The organism is Nonomuraea aurantiaca (assembly GCF_020215705.1).
GTDB lineage: Bacteria > Actinomycetota > Actinomycetes > Streptosporangiales > Streptosporangiaceae > Nonomuraea > Nonomuraea aurantiaca.
Genome location: NZ_JAIWNB010000035.1, coordinates 60,036 through 84,306 on the forward strand (window position 1 = coordinate 60,036; position 24,271 = coordinate 84,306).

General features: G+C 68.8%; 20 protein-coding genes. 12 read left to right on the plus strand and 8 right to left on the minus strand.

The genetic code is table 11. From position 1 onward, the window contains the following. The first annotated feature begins 18 nt into the window (after nt 1-18). The gene (locus LDL49_RS48165) at nt 19-663 is read left to right on the plus strand and encodes a response regulator transcription factor (protein ID WP_225301671.1); all 645 of its coding nucleotides are present in this window, start codon (nt 19-21) and stop codon (nt 661-663) included. Beyond that, nucleotides 660-1,868 carry a sensor histidine kinase gene (locus tag LDL49_RS48170; protein WP_225301672.1) on the plus strand — a complete coding sequence of 403 codons (1,209 nt, stop codon included), beginning with the start codon at nt 660-662 and terminating at the stop codon, nt 1,866-1,868. Before LDL49_RS48165 ends, LDL49_RS48170 begins: the two co-directional genes overlap by 4 nt. Nucleotides 1,869-1,872: 4 nt before the next feature. Here LDL49_RS48170 and LDL49_RS48175 read toward each other — a convergent pair whose 3' ends face one another. Continuing rightward, a complete protein-coding gene (locus LDL49_RS48175) occupies nt 1,873-2,514 on the minus strand; it encodes a tetratricopeptide repeat protein (protein ID WP_225301673.1) in 642 nt (213 codons plus the stop codon). 156 nt (nt 2,515-2,670) lie between these two features. On the opposite strand from LDL49_RS48175, the gene LDL49_RS48180 reads away from it, so the two are divergent. The 3 genes from LDL49_RS48180 to LDL49_RS48190 all read left to right on the plus strand — a co-directional run bounded on the left by LDL49_RS48180 (nt 2,671) and on the right by LDL49_RS48190 (nt 5,044). Then, nucleotides 2,671-3,192 (plus strand): RNA polymerase sigma factor, encoded by a 522-nt coding sequence (locus LDL49_RS48180; protein ID WP_225301674.1) that lies wholly within the window; start codon nt 2,671-2,673, stop codon nt 3,190-3,192. Then, nucleotides 3,189-4,319 carry a CU044_5270 family protein gene (locus LDL49_RS48185; RefSeq protein ID WP_225301675.1) on the plus strand — a complete coding sequence of 377 codons (1,131 nt, stop codon included), beginning with the start codon at nt 3,189-3,191 and terminating at the stop codon, nt 4,317-4,319. Before LDL49_RS48180 ends, LDL49_RS48185 begins: the two co-directional genes overlap by 4 nt. 95 nt (nt 4,320-4,414) lie before the next feature. Further along, nucleotides 4,415-5,044 (plus strand): DUF899 domain-containing protein, encoded by a 630-nt coding sequence (locus LDL49_RS48190; protein ID WP_225301676.1) that lies wholly within the window; start codon nt 4,415-4,417, stop codon nt 5,042-5,044. A gap of 47 nt (nt 5,045-5,091) precedes the next feature. Here LDL49_RS48190 and LDL49_RS48195 read toward each other — a convergent pair whose 3' ends face one another. Further along, complete coding sequence (locus LDL49_RS48195) at nt 5,092-5,613, minus strand: nuclear transport factor 2 family protein (protein ID WP_225301677.1); 522 nt, start codon at nt 5,611-5,613, stop codon at nt 5,092-5,094. A 194-nt stretch (nt 5,614-5,807) separates the two neighbouring features. Between LDL49_RS48195 and LDL49_RS48200 the strand changes: the two genes are divergently transcribed. Then, nucleotides 5,808-7,847, plus strand: a complete 2,040-nt coding sequence (locus tag LDL49_RS48200) for a cellulose binding domain-containing protein (RefSeq protein WP_225301678.1) — start codon at nt 5,808-5,810, stop codon at nt 7,845-7,847. Nucleotides 7,848-8,091: 244 nt separating this feature from the next. Here the strand turns inward: LDL49_RS48200 and LDL49_RS48205 are convergent, their stop codons facing one another. Beyond that, nucleotides 8,092-8,580: a MarR family winged helix-turn-helix transcriptional regulator gene (locus LDL49_RS48205; RefSeq protein ID WP_225301679.1), complete on the minus strand. Its 489-nt coding sequence runs from the start codon at nt 8,578-8,580 to the stop codon at nt 8,092-8,094. A gap of 84 nt (nt 8,581-8,664) precedes the next feature. Between LDL49_RS48205 and LDL49_RS48210 the strand changes: the two genes are divergently transcribed. After that, the gene (locus tag LDL49_RS48210) at nt 8,665-9,252 is read left to right on the plus strand and encodes an NADPH-dependent FMN reductase (RefSeq protein WP_225301680.1); all 588 of its coding nucleotides are present in this window, start codon (nt 8,665-8,667) and stop codon (nt 9,250-9,252) included. Between the two features lie 300 nt (nt 9,253-9,552). Here the strand turns inward: LDL49_RS48210 and LDL49_RS48215 are convergent, their stop codons facing one another. After that, a complete protein-coding gene (locus LDL49_RS48215) occupies nt 9,553-9,942 on the minus strand; it encodes a TraR/DksA family transcriptional regulator (RefSeq protein ID WP_225301706.1) in 390 nt (129 codons plus the stop codon). A 181-nt stretch (nt 9,943-10,123) separates the two neighbouring features. Between LDL49_RS48215 and LDL49_RS48220 the strand changes: the two genes are divergently transcribed. After that, nucleotides 10,124-11,137 carry a PLL family lectin gene (locus LDL49_RS48220; protein ID WP_225301681.1) on the plus strand — a complete coding sequence of 338 codons (1,014 nt, stop codon included), beginning with the start codon at nt 10,124-10,126 and terminating at the stop codon, nt 11,135-11,137. 61 nt (nt 11,138-11,198) lie between these two features. Here LDL49_RS48220 and LDL49_RS48225 read toward each other — a convergent pair whose 3' ends face one another. After that, nucleotides 11,199-11,981 carry a hypothetical protein gene (locus LDL49_RS48225; RefSeq protein ID WP_225301682.1) on the minus strand — a complete coding sequence of 261 codons (783 nt, stop codon included), beginning with the start codon at nt 11,979-11,981 and terminating at the stop codon, nt 11,199-11,201. 367 nt (nt 11,982-12,348) lie between these two features. On the opposite strand from LDL49_RS48225, the gene LDL49_RS48230 reads away from it, so the two are divergent. The 4 genes from LDL49_RS48230 to LDL49_RS48245 all read left to right on the plus strand — a co-directional run bounded on the left by LDL49_RS48230 (nt 12,349) and on the right by LDL49_RS48245 (nt 16,716). Then, nucleotides 12,349-12,726 carry a hypothetical protein gene (locus LDL49_RS48230; protein WP_225301683.1) on the plus strand — a complete coding sequence of 126 codons (378 nt, stop codon included), beginning with the start codon at nt 12,349-12,351 and terminating at the stop codon, nt 12,724-12,726. A gap of 40 nt (nt 12,727-12,766) precedes the next feature. Beyond that, nucleotides 12,767-13,963 carry a serine hydrolase domain-containing protein gene (locus tag LDL49_RS48235; protein WP_225301684.1) on the plus strand — a complete coding sequence of 399 codons (1,197 nt, stop codon included), beginning with the start codon at nt 12,767-12,769 and terminating at the stop codon, nt 13,961-13,963. A gap of 264 nt (nt 13,964-14,227) precedes the next feature. Then, a complete protein-coding gene (locus tag LDL49_RS48240) occupies nt 14,228-15,721 on the plus strand; it encodes a phenylacetate--CoA ligase family protein (protein ID WP_225301685.1) in 1,494 nt (497 codons plus the stop codon). Continuing rightward, complete coding sequence (locus LDL49_RS48245) at nt 15,718-16,716, plus strand: hypothetical protein (RefSeq protein ID WP_225301686.1); 999 nt, start codon at nt 15,718-15,720, stop codon at nt 16,714-16,716. Before LDL49_RS48240 ends, LDL49_RS48245 begins: the two co-directional genes overlap by 4 nt. A 1-nt stretch (nt 16,717) precedes the next feature. On the opposite strand, the gene LDL49_RS48250 is transcribed toward LDL49_RS48245, so the two are convergent. The 3 genes from LDL49_RS48250 to LDL49_RS48260 all read right to left on the minus strand — a co-directional run bounded on the left by LDL49_RS48250 (nt 16,718) and on the right by LDL49_RS48260 (nt 23,544). After that, nucleotides 16,718-19,762, minus strand: coding sequence for an AfsR/SARP family transcriptional regulator (locus LDL49_RS48250; RefSeq protein ID WP_225301687.1), 3,045 nt, complete (start codon nt 19,760-19,762; stop codon nt 16,718-16,720). Between the two features lie 259 nt (nt 19,763-20,021). Beyond that, nucleotides 20,022-20,666, minus strand: coding sequence for a LamG domain-containing protein (locus tag LDL49_RS48255; protein ID WP_225301688.1), 645 nt, complete (start codon nt 20,664-20,666; stop codon nt 20,022-20,024). Between the two features lie 232 nt (nt 20,667-20,898). Next, entirely contained in the window at nt 20,899-23,544 is a 2,646-nt protein-coding gene (locus LDL49_RS48260) for an RICIN domain-containing protein (protein ID WP_225301689.1), read from the minus strand. Nucleotides 23,545-24,271 lie beyond the last annotated feature (727 nt).

The following is a 24,271-nucleotide window of genomic DNA, read 5'->3' on the forward strand; positions in this document are numbered from 1 at the left end:
CCCGCCACGCTCGACCACATGCGAGTGCTTGTCGTGGAGGACGAGGAAGAGCTGGCCGACGCCGTCGCGCGCGGCCTGCGGCTGCACGCGATCGCCGTCGACGTGGCCTACGACGGGCAGGAGGCGCTGAACCTGGCCTCGTACGTCGATTACGACGTCGTCGTCCTCGATCGCGACCTGCCCGAGGTACACGGCGACGACGTCTGCGGCGAGCTGGCGAGCGCCAGCCGGATCCTCATGCTGACCGCCGCGGGGCAGGTCCGCGACCGGGTCGACGGGCTGTCCCTGGGGGCCGACGACTACCTGGTCAAGCCGTTCGCGTTCGCCGAGCTGGTGGCCAGGATCCGGACGCTGGCCCGCCGGTCGTCCCGGGCCGCGCCCGTGCCGCTGGAACGGGCCGGGATCCGGCTCGATCCCGGCCGCCGTACGGTGACCAGGGACGAGCGGGCGGTCGCGCTGAACCGCAAGGAGTTCGACGTCCTGGAGCAGCTGCTGCTGGCCGGAGGTGACCTCGTCACCTCCGCCGAGCTGCGCCGGCGCGTCTGGGACGAGCACGCCGGCCCGGGCACCGGCGTGCTGCGCGTCACGATCACGTCGCTGCGCAGGAAACTGGGCGCGCCGCTCGCCGTCCAGAACGTCCCCGGCAAGGGCTACCGGCTGTGACGCGGCCCCGGCCGTGGGACCGGCTCGGGCTGCGGATGCGGCTGGCCCTGTTGTACGGCGGGCTGTTCTTCGTCGCCGGATCGATGCTGCTCTGGGTCACCTACCTGCTGACCGCCCAGGCGATGAACACGCAGTTCGTCACCAAGTTCGGCGGCCGTCTGATCACCGGTACGGAGGACCTGCCGCCCGACGCCGACTCGCCCGTCAAGCAGGTGCGGGTCGATGTGGAGCAGGGCGCGGCCACCGTGCTGAGCGACATGCTGCGGTCCTCGGTCGTGATCATGATCGTGATCGGGGTCATCGCGTTCGTGCTCGGCTATCTGGTGGCGGATCGGGCGTTGCGGCCGTTGGATCGGGTGACGGAGACGGCGCGGCGGTTGTCGGAGAGTACGTTGCATGAGCGGATCGGGTTGCGGGGTCCGCAGGATGAGGTCAAGCGGTTGGCCGACACGTTCGACGCGATGCTGGATCGGTTGCATCGGGTGTTCGAGGCGCAGCGGCGGTTCATCGGTAATGCTTCGCATGAGTTGCGGACGCCGTTGGCGATCAACCGGACGATTTTGGAGGTGTCGTTGGAGGAGCCGGCGGCGTCGCCGGATTTGAAGGCGCTGGCTCGTGCGCTTTTGGGGACCAACGCCCGTTATGAGCGGTTGATCGAGGGGTTGCTGCTGCTGGCCCAGTCGGAGCAGGAGCTGACCGAGCGCAAGCCCGTGGAGCTGCCGCGGATCGTGCGGACCGTGCTGGAGCAGATCGAGCTCGCCTCCACGAAGCGGCACGTCACCGTGCACCAGGACGTGCGGCAGGCCGTGGCCGCGGGCGACCCGCTGTTCCTGGAGCGCTGCGTGTTCAACCTGCTGGAGAACGCGATCAAGTACAACGTCCGCGACGGCGACGTGTGGTTGCGTCTGCGGCAGGAGGGTGACGAGGCGGTGGTCGTGGTGGAGAACACCGGCCCGCAGGTGTCACCGTACGAGGTGGACGACCTGTTCGAGCCGTTTCGCCGGCTGCAGGGCGACCGGGTGCGGTCGGCGCGCGGGGCGGGGCTGGGACTGTCGATCGTCCGGGCCATCGTCGCGGCGCACGGCGGCACGGTGACGGCCGTGGGCAGGCCGGACGGCGGCCTGGCGGTGACCGTACGGCTGGCGGGCGCGGCTCACGTGACCGCCGACCGCGCACGAGGGCGGTCACTGGAGACCGCACCCTGAATGGTCAAAGAGCCTGGCGCGCTTCCTCCACCCAGCGCAGGACGCCCTGGGCGCCGGTGGTCTCGGCGATCTCGCCCGCCTCGTCGAGCACCTTCAGCGCCTGGTCGCGGTGGCCTTCCGCGGCGGTGATGTAGGCCAGGCCGATCAGGTTCGCGGCGACGCCGGGCAGGAAACCGAGCTCGCGGCGCAGGCGTACCGACTCCTCCAGTCGTCGGCGCGCCGGGGCCAGGCGGCCGGCGACGTGCTCGGCGATGCCCAGGTGCCGCAGCGCGTACGACATGGTCAGCTTGTCGCCTGCCTGGGCCGCGAGCTCGTGGGAGCGTTCGAGCATGGGGACCGCGGCGTCGTTGTCCCGCCGGACGACCTGGTGGAAGACGCCGATCCAGAACAGCGCCTCGCCCTCGCCGCGCACGTCGCCGAGGGTCCGGTAAAGCCGCGCGGCGCGCTCGAACAGCTCCTGTTCGCTCGGGTCCTCCTCGCCCTTGTCCAGGAATCGCCCGTGAACGAGCCGGCCGCGGGCCAGGGCGAGATCCGCCTCGACCGCGTCCAGGTCCCGGTCGGCCGTCTCCAGCGCCGTGGCATCGCCGTCGAAGACGGCCCGCTCGTACAGCACCCTGGCCCGTTCGATCCGTTCGTCCACACTCATCCCCCGCCCTCGGCTGCCTCGCGGTCGAGGGTATAGGTGGCCGCGCCGGCTGGGCGGCAGGTCGTCCGGAAATTTCGTGATTGGCGTAACAACGAAGATGCTCAGACCACTTCCTGGTGTCAGAAGAACCATGTCCGGGATTAAGGGGCTGAGGCGGTGACGGATGATTCGCACCGGTTCACCAGCATGTACGACGAATGCCGACAACGCGTGTGGGCGTACGTGGTCAGTCGCGCGGGCCGGCAGGTGGCGGACGAGGTGGTGAGCGAGACGTTCGCGGTCGCCTGGCGGCGGCTGGACGACGTACCGGAGCCGGCTCTGCCCTGGCTGCTCGGAGTCGCGCGCAACGTCCTGCGCGACAACATCCGCGCGGAGATCCGGCGGGAGGCCCTGAACGGGGAGCTGCGGGCCTGGACCGAGGGCGACGTGGCCGACCAGGTGACCGAGCGGCTCGGCGTGCTGCGCGCGCTGGCCGAGCTGCCGGAGGACGACCGGGAGGTCCTCCTCCTGATCGCCTGGCAGGGCCTGTCCCCCAAGGACGCGGCTCATGTCATCGGCTGCTCGTCCGCCGCCTTCCGCGTACGGCTGCATCGCGCGCGCAAGCGGCTCAAGCAGGCGATGGAACCGGCGGGACAGCCCCGGCCCCGCGTGCCGAACCTCAGCGAGGAGTGGTCATGAACCCCATCGACGAACTACGGGCCGCCCGGCCCGCGCACCTCGGCGACGCCCCGGTCGACGAACGCACCAGGGCCGCGGAGCTCTCGTACGCCATGTCCCGGCCGCGGCCGGCGCGGCGCAAGCGTAGAAACGTACGGCCGGTATGGGGTTTCAGCCTCATCGGCGCCGCGACCGCTGTGGCCGTCGTGGTCTCCAGCACTGGCGGCACGACGGCGCAGGCGCCCGTCCCGGCGCGGACGACGGTCACATCATCCACCCCCAAGGTGAAGCTCTCGGCTCGGGACATCCTGCTGACCGCCGCCGCGAAGGCGGCCCACCAGCCCGCCGGGACGGGCGCCTATTGGCACACCGTGTCCATGCGGCGAAGCCTGTTCGCGGTCGAGGGCGCCGGCTACCAGGTCATGGACCGGCAGCGAGAGGAGGGTTGGACGCCCAACGCCACCGGTGGGGACCAGTGGGGCAGCATCAAACCGCTCGGCGCGCGACCGGTCACCGCCGCGGACGAGGAGGCGTGGAAGCAGGCCGGCTCCCCGGCCGAGATCCCGGTCAAGGTGCCGGGCAAGCCACGCCCGATGATCCTCTCGACCTCTCCCCGAAAGGGGTTCACCGGCCACAGTCCCCTGGTCGACGGGGACAAGGTGTTCTGGCTCGGCCGGAACGTCACCATGAAGGACCTGCGCGGCCTGCCCTCCGACCCGGCCGAGCTCAAGGCGTGGCTGCTGCGCTCGTACGAGGGGCACAGCACCGAGTCCAGCAGCGACCCGATGGCGGCCGACCCCTGGCTCTTCACCGTGAGCATGGGGTTGATCATCGACATGCCGGTCACACCCCAGGTACGCGGCGCCGCCTTCCGGATGCTCGCCGACCTCGACACCGTCGACGTCATCGAGAACGTCACGGACGCGGAGGGCCGCCAGGGCACGGCCGTGGCGATCGAGGAGCACACCAAGGGCTTGGGCGTCGTGGAGAACCGGTTGGTCTTCGACCAGGCGACCGGGCGGGGCCTGGCCAAAGAGAACGTCGTGGTGAAGCCCGTCGGCCTCACGAGCGCCTTCGAACCCGGCACCGTGTGGAACTCGGAGGTCGTACTGGAGGCCGGCTGGACCGACAGCAAGCCGTCCTCCTGAATCCGCTGCCATGACCGCCTCTGCCCGCTTGGGCGGGGGCGGTGAGCATGCGGAGGCGGCCGGATTCTGTCGGTGCCACGGGGAACAATCGACGCATGGAGCTACCGAAGATCGTTTCCGCCGAAGAGTGGCAGCAGGCCCGCGATGACCTGCTCAAGGCCGAGAAGGAGGCCACCCGCACGCTGGACGCGCTCGCCGCGCGGCGGCGCCGCCTCCCGATGGTGAAGTTCGCCAACGACTACCCGTTCGACACGCCGACCGGGACGAAGACCCTGCTCGACCTGTTCGAGGGCCGCCGGCAGTTGGTCGTCTACCAGTTCATGGACAACGGACCGGACGACTACTGCCCCGGCTGCACCGGCTTCACCAACAACGTCCCGTCGACCGGGCTGGCCCACCTGGGCGACCGCGGAGTCACCTGGGTCACCGTGTCCAACATGCCGCTCGCCCAGATCGAGGCCTACAAGGCACGGATGGGCTGGACGCTGCCGTTCGTCTCGTCGCACGGCACCTCGTTCGCGGCCGACAGCGGCGCGGGTGGCGGCTTCCTGCTCAGTGTGTACCTGCGCGACGGCGAGGACGTCTACCAGACGTATTCCACCGGCTCCCGGGGCGTGGACCGCCTCGTCTTCCACCACAGCATCCTCGACCTCACCCCCTACGGGCGGCAGGAGGACTGGGAGGACTCCCCGGCCGGCTGGCCGCAGCACCCCACATACGGATAGTGGGCCAAGGAGCAGTTCGACGGGCCGACCATGACCCGTGACCACCGCTACGACATCTGGGCCGCGCCGAACGGCTCCCGCGCATCGGGCCGACAAGCCTCAGTGATGGCTTGGGGGTCCCAGTAGAACGGACGGCATTCCAACATGCGTCCGTCCCGCACGGTGATCACTTGCATGATCAAGGTGTCGACCTGCTTGCCGGTGGCACGAGCCCGGAAGCGCACCCGATTCCGCACGATGACCATGTTCGCATCCCCCCAATGCTCTTGTTCCAAGAACTCCATCGACTCCCAGACTTCACTGAAAACGGCCAGGAACCGCTCCATCTCGTCATGTCCGCGCCAGACCCCGGTCCCGGTGAACGGCAGTCCTGGGGCCTGGTGCAGCACCACTTCCGGGTCCAGGAGAGCAGCCACGGGTTCGTAGCTGGTCTTACCGAAACCACCTGCGGCTACGTACGCGGCTTCGGCCGCGTAGAACCTCTCCATAACCGTCCATGCCTCGACAGCGCGCTGTCGGCCTGACCGCTCCCCGCCAACCGGGAGCTCTGACGTCTTCACCATGCTCATGACCGGAGCATCTCTCGCATCCCTGGTTTCCCGCTGGCGCGAATCGGACTTCGCACCGAGCTCCACCCGCGCCGCCGGTCGGCGTGAAAGTTTCACCGTTGGTTGACGGGCATGACGCCACACCTCATGATCATGTTGCCGCCTGGCAGGAGGGGGCGTCGAGTGAATGCCGCTACCCATGGCGAGGTGCACCGATGCCGAGATTCGTATTACGAGCCGCGTCCGCCGTCCTGCTGACGCTGACCGCCCTGAACGTCCCCGCGGCGCACGCCGACGAGGTCACCCCGGTCACGGTGACCGTCAACGCCCGCGCCGCGCTCGCCACCGTCCCGGAGACCGGCATCGGCAGCAACCATGCCATCTGGGACACCAATCTGGGCACCAACGAGACCGCCGACCTGCTCAAGGACGCCGGGGTGAAGCTGCTGCGCTATCCCGGCGGCTCCTACTCGGACATCTACCACTGGGCCACTCACACCGCTCCCGGCGGCTATGTGGCGCCCAACACCGACTTCGACACCTTCATCCGTGGTGTGCGCCGCACCGGGGCGCAGGCGATGGTGACCGCCAACTACGGCACCGGCACCGCCGACGAGGCCGCGGCCTGGGTACGTCAGGCCAACGTCACCAAGGGCTACGGCATCAAATACTGGGAGATCGGCAACGAGAACTACGGCAACGGGCACTACGGCGCCGCCTGGGAGGCGGACGATCACGCTGACAAGAGCCCGGCCGAGTACGCCCGCCATGTCGTGACATATGCGGACGCCATGAAGGCGGTCGACCCCACCATCAAGATCGGCGCGGTGCTGACCACGGCCGCCAACTGGCCCGACGGCATAGTCGCTGACGGCGACGACGGCACCTGGAACAAGGTCGTCCTCTCGATCGCCGGACCGAAGATCGACTTCGTGATCCTGCACTGGTACCCCGGCGCCCTCGACAAGGCCGCCCACGTACCCGACATGATCCAGCTCACCCGCCAGCAGATCGCGAAGTACGCCGGGCCCGGTTCTGAGCGGATCGGCATGGCCATGACCGAGTTCAACACCGGGTCCAGCAGCGCCGGCACCACCACCCAGCCCGGCGCGCTGGCCGCCGCCGACGCCTACGCGACGCTCCTGGCGAACGGAATCTTCACGGTCGACTGGTGGAACGTCCACAACGGCATCGGCAACGTCACTCAGGTCGAAGGACAGACCGATTACGGGGACTTCGGCCTGCTGTCGAGCGCTACGTGCACCTCTGACGGAAGCGTCTGCGAGCCTCCGCTGAACACCCCCTTCGCGCCCTACTACGCGCTGCAGATGATGAGCAAGTTCGCCCGCCCCGGCGACCAGTTCATCCGGGCCGCGACCGGCCAGGCGAAGGTCACCGCGCACGCCGCCCGCCGCCCCGACGGCGACCTGGCCGTCCTGTTGATCAATACGTCGTCCGACACGTCCTACCCCGTGACCATCGGCTACTCCGGCTTCAGCCCGGCGTCGGGGGCGCCGACCGTACTGAGTCACACCAACGGCGCCACGAGCATCACCGGTTCGACCGCGGGCAGCGCGACCAGCCAGACGCTCCCGCCGCTGTCGATGACCACCCTCGTGCTGCACCCCGCCACGCCCCAGACCGGCCGTCCAGGCGCGCCAGGGCAGCCGACCGCCACCGACGTGACGGACCGTACCGCCACGATCTCCTGGCCCGCCGCCTCCCCCGGCGCCCGCTCGATCGCCAAGTACGAGCTCCACCGCCAGAACGGAGCCATCACCGAGCAGCTCGGCGAGACCACCGGCACCTCGCTCACGGTGCGTAACCTCAAGCCGGGCACCCGCTACACGCTCAACGTGATCGCCCGCGACGCTGGCGGCGGCGTCTCGTGGGCCTCCCCGCCGCTGACCTTCACCACGGGCACCCCCGCTTCGAGCTCCTGCACGGTACGGCTGACCGTCCAGTCCGACTGGGCCAGCGGCTACGTCGGCGCCGTCGACATCACCAACAACGGCGCGCCGATCAATGGCTGGACCCTGGCTTTCACCTGGCCCAGGACCTGGCAGAGCCTGGGCAGCGGCTGGAACGCCACCTGGACGCAGGACGGGCCGGACGTCAAGGCCGTCAACGAGCCGGGGAACGGCTCGCTACCGACCGGAGCGTCGACCACGATCGGCTTCGTCGGCAACTACAGCGGCCCGAACGTCCTGCCGGGCGTCTTCACCCTCAACGGAACCGTCTGCACTACCCGCTAGGGCAGTGACTCCAGGGTCCCCAGGTGCTTCGTCCCACGGACCGTCTCGATCTCTGTGACGGTCCGTGGTGGCTAGGGTCCCTTGGAGGGAAACCCCCTCCGGGGGTGGGGAAGAAGCCCGTCCGTGGTGGCTGGGGGTCCTCGGAGGGAAACCCCCTCCGGGGGCGGAGCCGAGGATGACGGCCCGTAGTGGCTGGGGACCCTCGGAGGGACGCCCCCTCCGAGAGGTAGCGTCCGGGCCTGCTCTAGAAGACGTGGTCGTTGGCGACCTCGCCGGAGCGCGGCTCGATGCGGTCGACCACCTGCTCGCTCCATGACCGCATGACCGCGGCCTGCTCGGGCGTGAGTGAGTCGAGGAAGTAACGGCGGATGTTGCCGGCATGCTCGAGGATGGCGCTCTGTGCGACCTCGCGGCCCTTGGCGGTCAGCCCGATCCCGGTGCGGCGACCGCCGGCCCCGCTCTGGGTCGGCTCCACGAGGCCGCGGTTCTCCATGCGTGTCAACTGGTGCGAGACGCGGCTCTTCTCCCAGGCGAGTGACTCGGAGAGCTCGCCCACGCGCATCTCGCGGCCGGGAGCCTTCCACAGCGTCACCAGCACGCTGAACTCAGCCTTTGAGATGCCGCAGTCGCGCTGCAGACCACGCTCGAACTCCCGGGCGAGCAGACGCTGCGCGAGCATCCAGGTGTGCCAGAGCTCCCACTCCTCGGGTTCCAGCGTACGAGTCTCCGCCATGGCGGGAATCATACCGGGCAGGCGAGTTGACGCGTCAACTTCGCAGCCCTAGAGTTGACGCGTCAACTCTCTCGAAAGGGCGTCATGGCACTCCGCATTGGCATCATCCTCGGCAGCACACGACCCGGACGCCGAGGCGAGCAGATCGCCTCCTGGGTGCTCGACACGGCGCGCGCTCACGCCGGCGCCGACTACGAGCTGATCGATCTCGCGCACCACCGCCTCGGCAACCTCGACGAGGGCGGCAATCCAAACCTCCAGCAGTACGAGCACGCGCACACCCGCGAATGGTCCGCACTGATCGACGGTTTCGATGGCTTCGTGTTCCTTGTCCCGGAGTACAACCACTCCTTCCCCGGCGCACTCAAGAACGCGCTGGACTACGTATACCGGGAGTGGAACGACAAGGCCGCCGGCATCGTCAGCTACGGCGGTTGGGCCGCTGGGGTCCGAGCCGCCGAGGCCCTCAGGCTCGTACTCGCCGAGCTCCAGGTGGCCACGGTCCGCGCGCAGCCCGCCGTCCCCCTGATCCCCACATTCTCGACCGGCGCTTTCGTCCCCGGGGAAGGTCTCGACGTCGCGGTCCGCGGCATGCTCGACCAGGTGATCGCCTGGGCCGGCGCGTTGCGCGGAGTGCGCGAGGCCAGGCCGGAGACAGGCGCGGCGGCCTGAGGTCCTGTCGCGCTAGTCAGCGCCCGGGGGCCGCCCCACGCCGGCGGTCCCCGCGCTTGCCCGGACGGGGTCCTCCTCGGGTTTCCAGAGGCGGGTCGACACCTTCGCCCCAGAGACCGGCAAGCGTCGCTCTCAGGTTCCCCGGCGACGACTTCCTTGACGTCGCCCTCGGCTGGTCGAAAGAGGGTCCCTTCCTGGTCCGCGGCGGCTACAGCGAACGCGTCTATTACTTCGACCTGGCGACGGGCAGACTCTGGAGACGCAAGGCGTGAGCCACCAGGCGATCACCGCCCGCGCTGGTCAGCGGCGGCGGTGGGCGGCGCAACTGACGCAGGTCTTGGCGGCCGGGAGGATCATCAGGCGCTCGATGGCGATGCGTTGCCCGCATTTCGCGCAGATCCCGTAGGTGCCGTCGTGCAGCCGCTCGAAGGCCAGGTCCAGATCGACGAGGTGTGTCTGGGCTTGGTCGAGCAGGGCCATGATGTGGGCCCGCTCGAAGGCGGTGGATGTCCCCTCAGGGTCGTGCTCGTCGTCGGGGGCCGACTGCGCCGACGACTGGGCGATCTCGTCCCGATCATGGCCCAGCATGGCGATGCGGGTTGTGGTCCTTTGACGGTCGGCGTCGAGCAGCTTTCGGATGGCCGCCTGCTCTGAGGGGGAAAGCGCGGCGTCCCGGTGTTGTGTGGTCATCACGGTCCCTCACCTTCCCTACCAGCGTACGCGCGGTGTCCCCCATCCATGCCTGACGACCGCGGTGACCCAGGTCCCCAAGGCTTCGCCAAGCCTCCATCGTGCCGTCTTAGGCTGGCGAAATACGGTGTGGTTGACTTATTGCGACCAAACGACCACTCTGTGTAGGGAGCACTTGCTCATGGATCTCACCATCGCCAGCATCCGCGTCGCGCGTAACGCCGATGGGCGCCTGGAGGCGTTCGCCCGGGGCGCCGACAGCACGGTGACGCACGTATGGCAGCTCAGCCTCAACGGTGACTGGGGCGAATGGCGCAGCCTCGGCGGCACGTTCGGCACCCCTCCGACCGTCTTCCGCAACGCCGACGGATGCCTGGAGGTGTTCGCCCCGGACACCGAGGGCCGTGTGCTGAACAAGCGGCAAGACTCCCCCAACGGCAACTGGGAGGACCGTTGGAACGACCTCGGCGGCCAGGCTCTGGGCGGCGAGGTCGCGGTATTCCAGAACGCCGAAGGGCGACTGGCCCTGTTCATGCGCGGAGCCGACAGCACCCTGCAACACTGCTGGCAGACCATGCCGTACGGCGAATGGAGCGGGTGGAAGGACCTGGGCGGCGAACTCCGCAGCGACCCGGCGGTGTTCCAGACCGCGGACGGCCGGCTGGCCGTGTTCGTACAAGGCGGCGACGACACCTTGCAGTACATCTGTCAGGCCAACCGCTACGGCGCCTGGGGCGACTGGAAAGACCTCGGCGGCGCTCTGGCCGACACTCCGGCCGTGTTCCAGCGGGCCGACGGGGGGCTGGAGGTATTCGTACGCCGCTCCGACGACACCCTGTGGCACATCGGACAGACCACCGCCAACGGCGACTGGGGTGATTGGCACTGGCTCGAGGGCGGGAGCGCCACCGGCACCCCGGCGGTCTTCCAGGACATGCACCGCCGCCTCGTCGTCCTCACCCGGGGCACCGACTCCGCCGCCTGGCAGATCTGCCAGACCGCCACCGGCGGCTGGGGGCCGTGGAGCAGCCTCGATGGCGTGCTGGACAGCAACCCGATGCTGGCCGCCACCTACGACGGCCGTCTGGAGGCCTTCTACCTCGGCGACTACGCCCTGTGGCACAAGTGGCAGGAGGCGGACGGATCCTGGTCGCCCGAATGGAAATCGCTGGGCGGCAACGTGATCGGCTTCTGAATGCACGTGTACGTGCCTGCGCGGCCGGCGCAGGCACGTACATTCATCGTCGATGGCGCCGTCACGCTCCCGTGTAGGCGGCGATCCTCTGGAGGTCCCTCTCGGACAGCGGCTCCATCATGCCGGCGTGCTCCTGCGAGAAGCGCTCCAGGACCTTCTCCAAGTCCTCGATCGCCACGGTGATGTCGATGGACTCCAGACCCCGGCTCACCTCGACGCCGGCCGGGATCGGGACGGTCATGCTCTTCGTCTCCCCGTCATGCTCGCCCGGGAGGCCGAGGTTGGCCAGATTGGCGAAGGTGTCGCCGGCTCCGTTGATGTTGAGCAGGACGATCCCCGCCAGGGCCAGACCACCGAGGATGGTGACCAGGATCGTCCTGTCCGACGCGTTCACCGTCACTTCGATGTAGGGACCCAGTTTGACCGTCACACCCGCGGGAACGTTGGTCGCCTGCGCCTGGATGGTGGAATGCGTGTTCGCACGCGAGCCTGGGGAGGACGCGACCTCCACAGGGGTGATGACGAGCTGGTCCTGTTCCGCCTGGGCGTACACATTGAACGCCTCTGTTATGTTGAATCTCCCGCGCTGCGGGATCATATAAGTGTTGGCCTTTGGCAGCTCGCCCCGGCCGGCCGGGAAGTGGATTCCCATCGGGGCGTCCCCTTGATTGGCCGCGTAGAGTTTTCCGTCTTCACCCACGAAGAAGATGGCCTGGCCGATCTCGGGATTCACCCCGGAACCCTTAGGACCGAGGTGAACGAGCGTGCCATTGCCGCCCTGCAGCATTCCCGCGATCTTGCCGATGGTCGTACCTATAGAGAGTGCGGTCTTCAGCCAGTCCATGACGAGCCTCCTTGACGGGTGATTTTTCCGGCGACGGCAGTGACAGCGGTTCCATTGACTCGCAAATGTCATGCCTCATATGCGGCCGAAGACTTCCATCCCGGATTTCCGCGATCTTCGGCACCATATAAGCCGAAAATATCAGGGCTGCCGGTGATTCACGGTCAGCCCGCCCGGCTCGCCTCTTCCTGGTTTTCGTAAGGTTTTCCCATCTATGCCCGGAGTCGCCATGGTCAGGCCCCGCAGCGTTGTTGACGATGTTTCCCGTACCATTCTATCGTTGTCTCTTACAGAGACAAGGTTAAGCACCTCGGGTGTGGTAGTCATGAGATCCACGAAGGAGGCCGGACAGAGAAGTTGGTGCATCATGACCGAGCACTACCTCGGCGGTACCGGCATCGCCGAAGCGCTGGGGGTCAGCCGGCACGCGGTGCACAAATGGCGCTCCCGCTATCCGAGCACTTCAAGCCACCCGTTTCCCGAGCCCGATGTCGAGATCGACGGGGTTCCCGGCTGGCGGGCTGATCGACTGGACGAGATCGTGCGGTGGCGCGACGGCCTGCCCGGCCGCGGCGCGGGCGGAGGTCGTCCTTCCGCCGCACGTCAGGAGTACCTCAGGCACGCGGCGGCACGCGGCCTGGAGCGGGGCGAGGCGCTGCGCGCCCTCCTCGCGTTCACCGAAGAGTTCCCCGAGATGACCGAGCCGGAAGTCTGCGCCTGGCTCATCGAGAAGTGGCGCGGCTAGCACGTCCTGGCGGCATCACAAGACCGGAAGGCGATGACGCATGCCCGAGATCGGCGGCAGCACCGCACCAGGATTCGAAGAAGTGCGTACGGCGTTCGCCGCCAATCTGGCCGGCGGCCAGGAAGTAGGCGCCGCGGTAGCCGTCTACCTGCACGGCCGGAAAGTCGTCGACCTGTGGGGCGGAATCGCCGATCCCGAGACCGGCCGCCCCTGGGAGCACGACACCCTTCAGGTCGTCTATTCCACCACCAAGGGCATCACGGCCGCCTGCGCGCACCTGCTGGCCCAGCGCGGCGAACTGGACCTCGACGCCCCCGTCGCCGACTACTGGCCGGAGTTCGCGGCGAACGGGAAAGACCGCATCCCCGTCCGCTGGCTGCTCACCCACCAGGCCGGACTGCCCGCGATCGAGCACCCGATCACCCCGGCGGAGGCGATCGCCTGGGACCCGATGGTGACCGCGCTGGCGGCCCAGCGTCCGGCGTGGGAGCCGGGCACCGACCACGGCTACCACGGGCTCACCTACGGCTGGCTGGTCGGCGAAGTCGTCCGCCGGGTGAGCGGCCGCAGCCTCGGCACGTTCCTCGCCGAAGAGATCGCCGGACCGCTCGACCTGGACCTGTGGATCGGGCTGCCGGCAGCCGAGCGGCATCGGGTCAGCCGGATCATCGCTGCCCCGCCGGACTTCGAGGCGTTTGCCCGCATCGACCTGGACGCCCTTCCCGAGCCCATGCGCGAGGTGATGGCGGCCTTCGCCGATCCGACGTCGTTGACCAGGCGGTCGATAGCCGTCGTCATGCCCCCGCTTGACCACAACGACCCCGCTGAGCAGTCCGCCGAGATGCCCGCGACCAACGGCATCTGCACGGCCCGCGCGCTGGCCCGCTTCTACGCCGCGCTCATCGGCGAGGTCGACGGGCAGCGCATCCTCTCCCCCGAGACCTTGGCGGCGGCGACCGCGGAGCAGGTCAGTGGTGTCGACCGCATCCTTCGGGTACCCGTCCGGATCGGCACCGGTTTCGGCCTGCCGACACCCGACGCCTTCTGGTACAGCCCGACCGCCTTCGGGTTTCCCGGCCGAGGCGGATCCCTCGGCTTCGCCGACCCGGCGACCGGGCTCGCGTTCGGCTACGTCATGAACCATCTTCAGGAAGGGGTGCCGGACCTGAGAGCCGCCGGCCTCTTCGACGCGGTCCAGCGCGCGATGTCGGTGATCCCGTCCCCAACTGATGGCTGACCTGCGCTGATAGCGGCCGTGTAGCGATCGTGTAGCCCCCGCGACGACAGTCGTTCCTGGCCCTTATCGGGGCAGGAACGAAGGGAGAAGTCATGGTCAAGACGGTCAGGTTCTACGCGCGTTACGTCGTCAGCGCCCTCTCCACCGCCGTGTTCAGCCTCAACGGCTGAGGCTCGGTCCCACGTGACGGTTCCTGGGAGCGGCTTCGTGCCGGCTCCCAGGAACCGTCGTGTTCCATGACCACCGCGCAAAGGATGGGACAGGATGTTCGGGACAGCCGCCCGGCAGTTGGGGTACGCCTGGTCGATGCTGGCGGGCCGCCGGTTCCGGGTGAAGGACGTGACCGCGCTGGTCGAAGACCTCCGCGCGACCTTGGAGGAGTTCGGATCCCCGGGTGAAGGCGCGGGCGAGATGCTGACCGCGCCCGACCCCGAGATGCAGCGGGACCTCGCCGCGCGCCGGCTCAGACGGACGGTACGGTTGACCGCGCGCGACACCCCCTACTACCGGCGGTGGTTCGAGCAGCACGGTATAGACCCGGGATCCATCACCCTGGAGTCCCTGGCCTCGATCGAGCCGACGACGAAGGCCGCGCTGCGTGACCTGCCGTCCGCGTTCGTCGCAGACGGGGCCCGCCCGGCCGTACTCGCCCAGACCACGGGCACGACCGGTGTGCCGACCATGGTCTGGTTCTCCCGCTACGAGATCGACCTGATGTCGGGCATGTCGGCCTTGGCGCTGATGCTCGCCGGTGGACTCCGCTCCGAGCATGTCTGGGCCAATTGCATCACCTCGCGGTCCATCGCCCAGATCCTCATCGAGCGGGCGGCGACCATGACCGGGGCGGCCTTCGTCCACGTAGGTCTCGTGGACCCCCGCGCCACGCTGGACCGGTTGGCGGTCCCGCTGCACGTCCCGGGCAAGCGGCCACAGATGACCCACCTCAACACGACGGCCTCGTACCTCGCGGCACTGGTCCAGGAGGCCGAGCGGGGCGGCTGGGACGCGAAGGACTTCGGCCTCGAAGAGATCCACTCCGGTGGCGAGGTCCTCACCGACGCGCTGAAGGAGCGGGCGGAGGCCATGTTCGGGGCTCGCGTCCTGGACAGCTACTCGATGACGGAGATCGCCCCCGTGGGCGGCCAGGTCTGCGGGCAGGGACACCTGCATCTCCCCACCGACCAGGGGCACGTCGAGGTCCTCGACCCCGAGACGTTCCAGCCGGCGGCTCCAGGGGCGCACGGTGTGCTGGTGGTGACGCCGTACACCACGTACCGCGACACGACCCTGCTGCTCCGCTATGTCACCGGCGACATCGTCAAAGTGCTGCCCGAGAGCGAGCAGCCTGCCTGCGAACTGGCCGCCGTACCGGCGACCTCGCGGGTCCTCGGCCGGCTGTCACCCTCGTCCATCACCACGCGCGACGTGCTGGACCTCCTCCAGGCGGAGCGCGAGATCCCGCTCCCGACGCGATACGTGCTGGAGGAGACCCGGTCGGGACCGGCGTTGCACGCCGTGGCCGGCAACGTGAGCCGCGCGCTGGTGTCCCGGCTGGAGGAGCGCGCGGCCGACCTGAAGCTGCCCCTGCAGGGCATTGAGCTCGTCGATGATCCGGCCGCGCTTCCCGGCCTCTGCCGGGTCCGCGCGGACCTGCGGGAGCACACGTTCGAGCACTTCACGGCCACCGAGTCCGCCCGGACGGGCAAGTCGGCCCTGCGGGCGGCCGCGGAGGCGGTCGCCGAGATGGGAGTCCGATGAGCGCCCTGATGACCGAGGCGGTCCTGCGCGGGCTGGTCCTCTACCTGCTCATCCTGCTGACCATGGGTGTCGCGGCGAGCTACTTCGCCAGGGTGACGATGCCACGCCCGCCGGTCGGCAGGTTCGTCTGGACCGACATCTGGATCATGGTCGTGGCGCTCGTCGCCATGCCGTTCGCCTATATGCACATGCCGATCGGGCTCGTCGTCACGATCTTCGGTGTGGTCGTCTTCACCGTGTCGCAGCTCGTCCTGTCGCCGGTGCTGGGCGGCCGGAACGCCGCGCTGGTGGCCGCCCTGCTGTGCGCGGCGGACGTGGCCGCGTACTTCGCGCAATGGCCGGCGGCTGTGCTCGTCGTCAACGACCTCACGATGATCCTCCTCACGGTCGGGGTCGCCAACATGTGGGCGCAGACGGGGATGCGGGCCGCCCACGTGGCGGGGCTGGCCGCCGCCCTGACCGTCTATGACGCCCTTGCCACAGGGGTGAGCTCTCTGACGGCTGATTTCGTGTCCCGGGTCGAAGGGTTGCCGTTCGCCCCGATACTCGCCACCGGCTACGGGCCGGTGTCGAGCCTGGCCGGTCTCGGCGACTGCCTGATGCTGGCCGTGTGGCCGCTGGTGGCGGCCAAGGCGTACGGCAGGGCCGCCGGCTGGTGGGCCGCCGTGGTCGAGGGAACGTTGCTGCTGGGCCTGACACTCGCCGTCCTGCTCACCGACCTGGAGTTCGTACCGCTGCTCCTGCCGCTGGGGCCGCTGATCGTGGGACAGCACCTGTTCTGGCGGCGCCGCGAGCGGGCTCGCGCGCTGCGCGGCGGGCCGGAGCGGGTCGAGCTCGCCCAGGCGCTGGAGGATCTCCCCGCTGACGCACGCTCCTGGGTCGCGCTGCACGAAGGGGCCGTCGTCGCGACAGGGAGCGCGCCGGGTACGGCCCGGCGGGCGGCGCGGCAGGCAGGCGTCACAGCCGTGCCGGTCGTACGGGGAACAGGCGGCTGAGTCACCCGGCGGACACCTGGCGAGGGGGCCTCCGCACGGCGGCGAGGAAGGCGCTCACCTCCGCCGCTTCCGCGGAGTCGACGCTGTAGAAGATGGTCAGCGCCTCGCTCCAGACGGCCACAGCGGCGTCCGGGTCACCGAGATCGGCATGGACCCGGCCGATCTCGCGCAGGACTCGGGCCCGCCAGAGCGGCATCTCCCGGACTCCCAGCACGTCAAGCGCGTGTGTCAGGTGCCGCAGCGCCTCTCGTGGTTGACGACGCCGGAAGGCGACCTCACCGAGCGCGTAAGCCGTGAGCGTCTCACCGTACGTATCGCCGAAACGCGCGAAGCTCCGCCCGCAGTGCGTGAGCGTCCGCACCGCGTCGTCGAACCGGCCCACCGCGCCCAGTGCCTCCCCCAGCCGGCGCTCCGTCAAGGTGGTGATGATCGGATAGCCATGCCGCCGGCTGAGCTCCAGACTCTCCTCATAGCGCCGGATCGCCTCCGCCACCTCGCCCTTGCTGTAGTGGGTGATGCCCAGGGCCCGAAGCAGGATCGCCCGGGGGTACGCGGTACGGGCTCCGCTCGCCAGCTCCAGCCCCCGACGGCAGACCTCGGCGGCCTCGTCGTGATGGCCGAGCTCAAGGTGAATCGAGGCCCGGTGGATCAACGCGCTGAGCAGCCCGCCGTGATCGCCCAGCTCCTCGAACAGATCGACCGCGCGCGTGGTGCGCTCCAGAGCCTCCTCGAAGTCCGCGAACACATGCCGGCAGATGCCGAGGCCGCTGAGCGCGTACGCGGTGGAGTGCCGGTCGCCCATGCGCTCGAACGGCTCGAGCAAGGACTGGAACTCCAGCAGCGCCTCGCCGAACATCCCACGCTCCACCATGAGATCCGCCCGCAGCAGCCGGGTGGTCAATATCGCCGGGGTGAGCTCCAGCCGGGTCGCGGCGGCGATGACGGCATCATGAACCCGGGTGGCCTGGTCGAAGAAGCCGTGGATGCGTAGATAGGCCGTCAGATGGTAGGCCAGCTCGCACGCGAGGGCGGGTCTGTCCAGCGCGGCCGCGAGCTCGACCACCGCCACCATGTTCCCGCGCTCCTCCATCAGCCACCCGGAGTCGCACTCCCCTGCCGCCGGGCGGGACTCGCCAGCGCTCGGCGTAGGAGCGCAGGGCAGGGGGAGGTCGCCGACGGCCGCCGTCACCCGGTCGAGGCTCTCGCGGACGAGCCGGAGCAGGGCCGCGCGCCGCTGCGTCTCGCTGTCCTCCGCCTCGGCCTGTTCCCGCGCGAACGCTCGTAACAGATCGTGCAGCCGATATCGCAGACCTCCCGCGGCGCAGGGTTCGGGCCCGTTCACCAGACCGGCGACCACCAGGGCTTCCAGCGCGCGATCCGCCACGTCCCGGGACTCCCCGAGCAGCGCCGCCGCCGCCCACTCGGGCACGCTTTCCAGGCCGCACAGTCCGAGCAGCCGGAACGTCCGCCGCGCCACGGCGGTGAGGGCGTCGTAGCTCACGGCGAAGTTGGCGCGAACGGTCTGCTGGCCCAGAGCCAGCTCGTCCAGGCGTCGGCGAGTGTCCTTCAGGCGGGCCGCGAAGTCGGACAGCGGCCAGGCGGGCCGGGCGGACAGTCTCGCCCCCGCGATGCGGATCGCCAGCGGCAGGCGGCCGCAGGCTCTCAGAATCGACGCCGCCGCCTGCGGCTCCGCGCGCACGCGGGCCTGTCCGGCCGTACGTTCGAGCATCTCCACCGCGTCGTCCTCGCCGGGTACGTCCAGCGAGATCGCCTGAGCGCCGGGAAGGGCGAGCTGCGCGCGTGAGGTCACCAGGACCGCGCCCCGCGCCGTGCCCGGCAGCAGCGGCGACACCTGCGCCTCATCTGCCGCGTCGTCGAGGATGATGAGGATCTCGCGGTCCGCGAGGCGGGACCTGTACAGGTTGGCGCGCTCTTCGAGGGTGTCGGGGAGCGCGCTCCCGTCCACGCCGAGTGCTCTCAGCAACTCCCCGAGAATGCGCAAGGGATCGCGCGGGGCGGGCGAGGCCGCGCCGAGGCGTACGTAGAGCTGACCGTCGGGGAAGGCGGGCCGGAGCAGATGCGCGAGGTGGATCGCGAGGGTGCTCTTGCCGAGTCCAGGGGCGCCCGACAGAGTCACGATCATGGGTGCGGAGGCCGCGGGGTCCCTGCCGCGCAGAATCTGGGTAATCGTTTTCAGCTCAGCGCTCCGGCCCACGAAATCCGCGAGGTCCGCGGGGAGCTGGCAGATGTGGTGCCACGTCGTGGAGTCCGGCACCGCTTTTGTCACCGAAACCGGCGAAGCCGGTGCCTCATGATCCTCCAAGAGGCTCGCGTGGAGCCGGCGTAAATCGGCGCCCGGCTCGACGCCCAGCTCTTCCACCAGGACCGTCCGTACGCGACGGTAGGCGTCCAACGCCTCACCCCGCCGCCCGGCCCGGTGCAGGGCGAGCATGAGCTGACCCCAGAGCCGCTCGCGCAGCGGCTGCGCGTCCGCGATCTTCCGCAGCTCACCGATCAGCTCGTCATGCTGCCCGAGGGCGAGCCGGACGTCGATCCAGTCGGAACGCGCCTGGTACAGCTCCTCTTCCAGCTCGGCGATCCGGGGCGTCACCATGTCACCGAGCACGAGGTCCTCGGCGGGCCGGCCCCGCCAGAGCGCCACCGCCCGCCCGAAGGCCCTCTCGGCGACGGCCAGTTCACCCCGCTGTACGGCCAGCCGCCCTTCGCGCGCCGCGTCACTGAAGATCAGCGTGTCGAGCTGATCGCGTTCGACGCACAGCAGGTAGCCGGCCCCTTCGGTCCTGACGATCTGGTCCCCACCGGGGATCGCCCGTCTTAGCTGCCATACGTGGGTCTGGATGTTGGCCACCGCCGTGGCCGGCGGCTCGTCCCACAGGGCGGCCACCAGGCTGTCCCGGGAGATCACCGCGTTGGCGTTGAGGAGAAGCGTGGCCAGTACGGCCCGAGGCTTTCCGCGGAGATGGATCGGGGTCTGCTGAGTCCCTTCCAGGAAGACCTGAACGGAGCCCAGGACGGCGAAACTCACCCGTTGGTGGTACACCATGAAGTGCCCAATCCCTAGCGACACCTAGGAGAGATCCCTAGCGTAAGAATCGTCCATTGATACCATGTGGATCAAGTCCGATCTCTCTCCCCGGGCAAGCGATGGGCGCGCTGCCGAGGGGTGCGCCGGACCGCGAATCACCCTCACTGCGGGCGACATCCCAGTCGAACCGGCGCTTTCAGGTGCGACCACCGTCCCGCTGGTTCAGCGGGGAACGACTTGAGCCCGCACGCCGGGAAGATCATCGAAAGCGGCCGATGAGTCCATCGTGACGACGGTTCTCGCCGTGGTCGCGGCGCCCAACAGAGTGAATCGTCAGAGCGGGGATATTCATATCTGCCTGAATCTGCGCGGCCGTCAGTGTGGTGGAGTAGATTCGGACCTCATCAATGAGGCCCTTGTAGTACATCCCGAAGTAGGTGTTCTGGCCGAAGCGCAGCGGGTTCGTGCTCGGCACGATGGAATTGATGCCCGTTGTCTCCGCGACCTGGACGCCATCGACGTAGACCTTGAGGCTGCCGCCGCCGAAGGTGCAGGCGACGTGGGTCCAGGTGTTCGTCGGGAGGACGGCCGAACTGCCGGTGCTGCTGACCCCTGGATAATACGGATCGACCCGCGCCGCCGGGCCTGAGGGCGGCGATCCCGTGTTGCTCATCGCCGCGAAGAGCCCGTATTCGTCGGTTCCGGTCGCGCCCTTCTCCAGGATGGGATGCGACCAGGTGATCTGGGTCGGGCAGGCCCACGCCTCCACCGTCAAAGCGTCGTCCATCACCAGGGAATCGGAGTGGGGCACCTGAGCCACGCTGGAATTCGAGGTGAATGACAGAGCGCTGCCGGACTTACCGGTCGCCCAGGTGGTCGCGGCCGACGGTTGCGGAACCTCCATCAGCGTGGGGTTCGATCAATGACGAGCGCCTACCGCTCGCGAGCGAGGCGGTTCGATGCGTTCACCGGGGTGGTCTGCCGGCCCGTACCGATGGGAGCGGAGACAAGGTACTCGGTGGTGGTCGCTTGCCGACGTTCGGAGTTGACATCTCGCCGCTACCCCTGGCCGCAGGGCCGAGCGGCCAGGGGTAGCGGTCGACGCCGCGGCAGCAGGCGAGAACCGGGTCGTCCGGTCAGGTCTGGTTAAATTGCCATTGCTGGTTGGCCCCGCCGTTGGCGGCCCACTGCACGACCTGTGCCCCGTCGCTCGTCGCCCCACCGGAGACGTCCGCCACCAGTCCGCTGCCGTGGCTGACGATGGTGTAGTAGCCGTTGCCGGTGGATCGCAGATACCACCTCTGGTTGGTGCCGCCGTTGGCCGTCCACTGCTGCAGTTGCAGCCCGGCCGTGCTGCTGCCGCCGTTGACGTCGAGCACCTTTCCACTCGGGACGTACTGGAGGGTGTAGGAGCCGTCGGAGGCCGTGGCGATGGTCCAGGTGGCGGTGCCGCTCTGCTGGACCACCTTGGCACCGTCGGCGGTGGAGTTGCCCGCGACAGCGAGCGGCTTGCCGCTGTTGCGGTTGACGATGCGGTAGGTGCCCGGTGCGGGTCCGCTTCCGCTGCTTCCGCCAAGGTTGAAGTACTCCACCGCGTCGGTGAAGACGGGGCTACCGGACTTCGTGGTCGACAGCTGCAGGTACACGCGGTTGCCGGTGGCCGGGGTGGTGAAGGACACCGGCTGGGTGACCCGCGAGCCGAGCGGGACGGTCAGGGTCGTGCTTCCGGACGCGACGACCGCGCCGTCCGGCGCGTCGAGCCGCGCCGTCCAGGTGAAGCCCACCGACGTGTCGGCGAAGTCGTCGTTGAAGACGGTGATGTTGCGGGTGACCGTGGCGTTCCGGGCGTAGGTGGGCACGGCCTGCGGCAGAGGGAAGGTGCCGTTGGAGTCCGAGGCGCCGGAGGCGGACCAGTACGGGAGGTCGACCGCGGCCACCGGGTTGAACGCCGCCTGCACGCGCTGGATCTGCTGGTTGCTCCAGGGGTCCGGGAGGTTGTCCGCGCCGTAGATAGGGTGACCGCCCTCCTCCGGGGTGAAGTCGGTGCTCCGCACTCCGGGCACGACGCTGGCCCAGGCGGACAGCAGCGTGTACGGACGCAGGTCGGTGGCGTTCTTGCCGCGCTTGGCCAGGGTTGCCGTGGCGAACCACTCGAAGCCCTGCTTGGTGTTGCATGCCGGCCAGATGTACTCGCCCTCGCCGTCGGGCCGCCCATTCACGGTGATCAGGCCCTCCCCGTACCTGCCGAAGCCGTCGACGTAGTGCGAGATCACCGCGAAGTTGGCGTACGTCATCCCGGGATACATGTTGAGATTCGCGCCGACGCCCAGCTCGACAATGACCGGCCGGGTGCCGTCGGCGCCGTTCATCGCCGCATACAGGTCCTTCTCGAACTGTTCGGAATCCTGGCCGCTCTGGTTCGGCTCGTTGTTCTGACTCCAGCGGATGACCGCGGGGTGGTTGCGGTCGCGCAGGACCAGCGCACGGGCGTGGTTGACCATGTTGTCGTGCCCGGAGATCCAATCCTGCCCGGACTGGGAGCCGCGGATCGCGACCTCGTCGATGATCATCAGGCCCATCTCGTCGGCGACATCCAACATGTACGGGCTGGCCGGCTCCTGGTGGATGCGCACCACGTTGTAGTTGAGCCGCTGGTAGTTGTCCACGGCCTGCGGCCAGCCGCCGTTGCCCGACGAAGGCGGAAGGAATCCGGGCAGCGTGTCGAAGGCGTCGCCCTTGCCGCCGTTGTTGATCCGGTCGTAGTCGGCACCCTGGAGGTTGTCGCCGCGGAAGTTCACGCGCACGCCGTTGAGGTAGTAGTACTCACCGTTCTGGGTGGCCTCCCGGAACCCGAACCGGTACGTGGCGTCGCCGGTGTGCCCGTCATCGGTGTCGGCATGCACCGTAAGCCGGTGCAGCTGCGCCCGGTACCCCGACCGGTACGGCACGTTGGGCCACCAGTACGAGGTGCTGTCGAGGTTCCACGCGACCGACCCGACGGTCACGGTCGCGGTCGAGCGCGCCGCCACGGTGACCGTACGGCTGGGCAGTTCCGGGTAGCTGAAAGCCGTTCCGTTGTCGGACGACAGCGACCCGGTCAACGTCACCGACCGGGAACTGCCCGACGTGTTACGCACCGACACGTCGTAGCTCAACGTCTTGTTCGCCACCGACGTACGCACGAATGTGTCGCTGACGTACACCGCCGGGTACACCCGCAGGAACGCCGAACGGTAGATCCCCTGGGGGACCGCCTCGGACCACTCGGCGGCGTCGGGCACCAGGTACCGGCCGTTGGATGCCTTCAACGCGCCGCGGCCCTTCACATCGACGCTGATCGTATGAGTGGTGCCCGGGGCGGCGTAGGCGCTGATGTCGAACTTCGACGGAGTAAAGGCCGTGGTCTGCGTCGCGACCACCCGGCCATCCACCGACAACGTTGCCTGGTGGTTCACGGCGCCGAACTCGATCCACGCCGACTGCGGCTGCCCCGAGTCCGGCACCGTCACCGTACGCGAGTACACCGCCTGGGACACATCGGTGAAGCCCTGCTTGTACCAGCCACCTCCGGGCACCTTGATCGACGTCGTCGACCGGCCCGCCGGAGTGAAGCTCCACGTCCCGGCCAGATCGACCGAGGCGACCGCGGCATTGCCCGCGGTGAATCCATCGATGTCCCCAGCGGCGGCGGCAACCGTCGCGGTGGACTCCGACGGCGCGGACCGCTGTGCCGCGACAGCCGGCTGAGCTCCGATCGTCGCGACCAGCAGGGCCGCTACCACAGCCGGCCACCTGCTCGCCGTACGTCGAGGACGGGAGGAGGGGTCGCTCCGCTTCATCGGTAATCCTTTCGGGTGAATCCCGTTTGTGAGGCACTTCCCGGGTCCGGCCGCCCCTCCGCGGGCGCCACCGCCCGGCCGTTCAGGCCGTCGCCGTTCGTCGGCAAAAGCCGACGGCTTGAGGGGGGCATCCTGTCTCCTCGTAATGGGAGCGTCGTATCGGTTCGACGGCATGGCCGGACATCACACATAAGGCCCAGGCTCCCACCCGTCAATGCTCAGGGTTCCACAGAGATCGGATCACTTCGGCCGTCTGGCTCCCATCACGCCCGATGAGATCACGCGGTCCTAGACGTCATGTAAGTTTCAGGCTGCGTTGGACGCCTCGAACACGGGTCCAAGATCGAGAATCGGCATGCTCAGGACCATCCAGACCTGTGTCGAACTTTCACAGTTAAACGGATCGATTCGATGCCGTCGGGCGCTTGGTAGAGGAAGGGGCCCACCTACGGCCCTACGCCAGCAATGACGAACGGACCGATGCTCTCGGAGACTTACTGCACCGCTACAACAGCGGTTGCGTCTTCACCGCCGAACTCGGGCGACCATTGCGTCCACAACACGTCGGCGACCAGTTCTCCTGCTCGCCTGCCAGGCAGGGCTCCCGCCTACGGCATGCGGAGTGCGACCGCAAGCCGGGCTATGCCGGTGAGGGACCGCCGAGGACGAG

Coding starts and splice junctions, on each gene's coding strand:
- LDL49_RS48245 (WP_225301686.1), top strand. CDS start 15,718: ATGAGCGCCCTGATGACCGAGGCGGTCCTGCGCGGGCTGGTCCTCTAC.
- LDL49_RS48195 (WP_225301677.1), bottom strand. CDS start 5,613: ATGAGCATGGTGAAGACGTCAGAGCTCCCGGTTGGCGGGGAGCGGTCA.
- LDL49_RS48215 (WP_225301706.1), bottom strand. CDS start 9,942: ATGACCACACAACACCGGGACGCCGCGCTTTCCCCCTCAGAGCAGGCG.
- LDL49_RS48220 (WP_225301681.1), top strand. CDS start 10,124: ATGGATCTCACCATCGCCAGCATCCGCGTCGCGCGTAACGCCGATGGG.
- LDL49_RS48230 (WP_225301683.1), top strand. CDS start 12,349: ATGACCGAGCACTACCTCGGCGGTACCGGCATCGCCGAAGCGCTGGGG.
- LDL49_RS48165 (WP_225301671.1), top strand. CDS start 19: ATGCGAGTGCTTGTCGTGGAGGACGAGGAAGAGCTGGCCGACGCCGTC.
- LDL49_RS48210 (WP_225301680.1), top strand. CDS start 8,665: ATGGCACTCCGCATTGGCATCATCCTCGGCAGCACACGACCCGGACGC.
- LDL49_RS48225 (WP_225301682.1), bottom strand. CDS start 11,981: ATGGACTGGCTGAAGACCGCACTCTCTATAGGTACGACCATCGGCAAG.
- LDL49_RS48240 (WP_225301685.1), top strand. CDS start 14,228: ATGTTCGGGACAGCCGCCCGGCAGTTGGGGTACGCCTGGTCGATGCTG.
- LDL49_RS48190 (WP_225301676.1), top strand. CDS start 4,415: ATGGAGCTACCGAAGATCGTTTCCGCCGAAGAGTGGCAGCAGGCCCGC.
- LDL49_RS48185 (WP_225301675.1), top strand. CDS start 3,189: ATGAACCCCATCGACGAACTACGGGCCGCCCGGCCCGCGCACCTCGGC.
- LDL49_RS48200 (WP_225301678.1), top strand. CDS start 5,808: ATGCCGAGATTCGTATTACGAGCCGCGTCCGCCGTCCTGCTGACGCTG.
- LDL49_RS48255 (WP_225301688.1), bottom strand. CDS start 20,666: ATGGAGGTTCCGCAACCGTCGGCCGCGACCACCTGGGCGACCGGTAAG.
- LDL49_RS48205 (WP_225301679.1), bottom strand. CDS start 8,580: ATGGCGGAGACTCGTACGCTGGAACCCGAGGAGTGGGAGCTCTGGCAC.
- LDL49_RS48235 (WP_225301684.1), top strand. CDS start 12,767: ATGCCCGAGATCGGCGGCAGCACCGCACCAGGATTCGAAGAAGTGCGT.
- LDL49_RS48175 (WP_225301673.1), bottom strand. CDS start 2,514: ATGAGTGTGGACGAACGGATCGAACGGGCCAGGGTGCTGTACGAGCGG.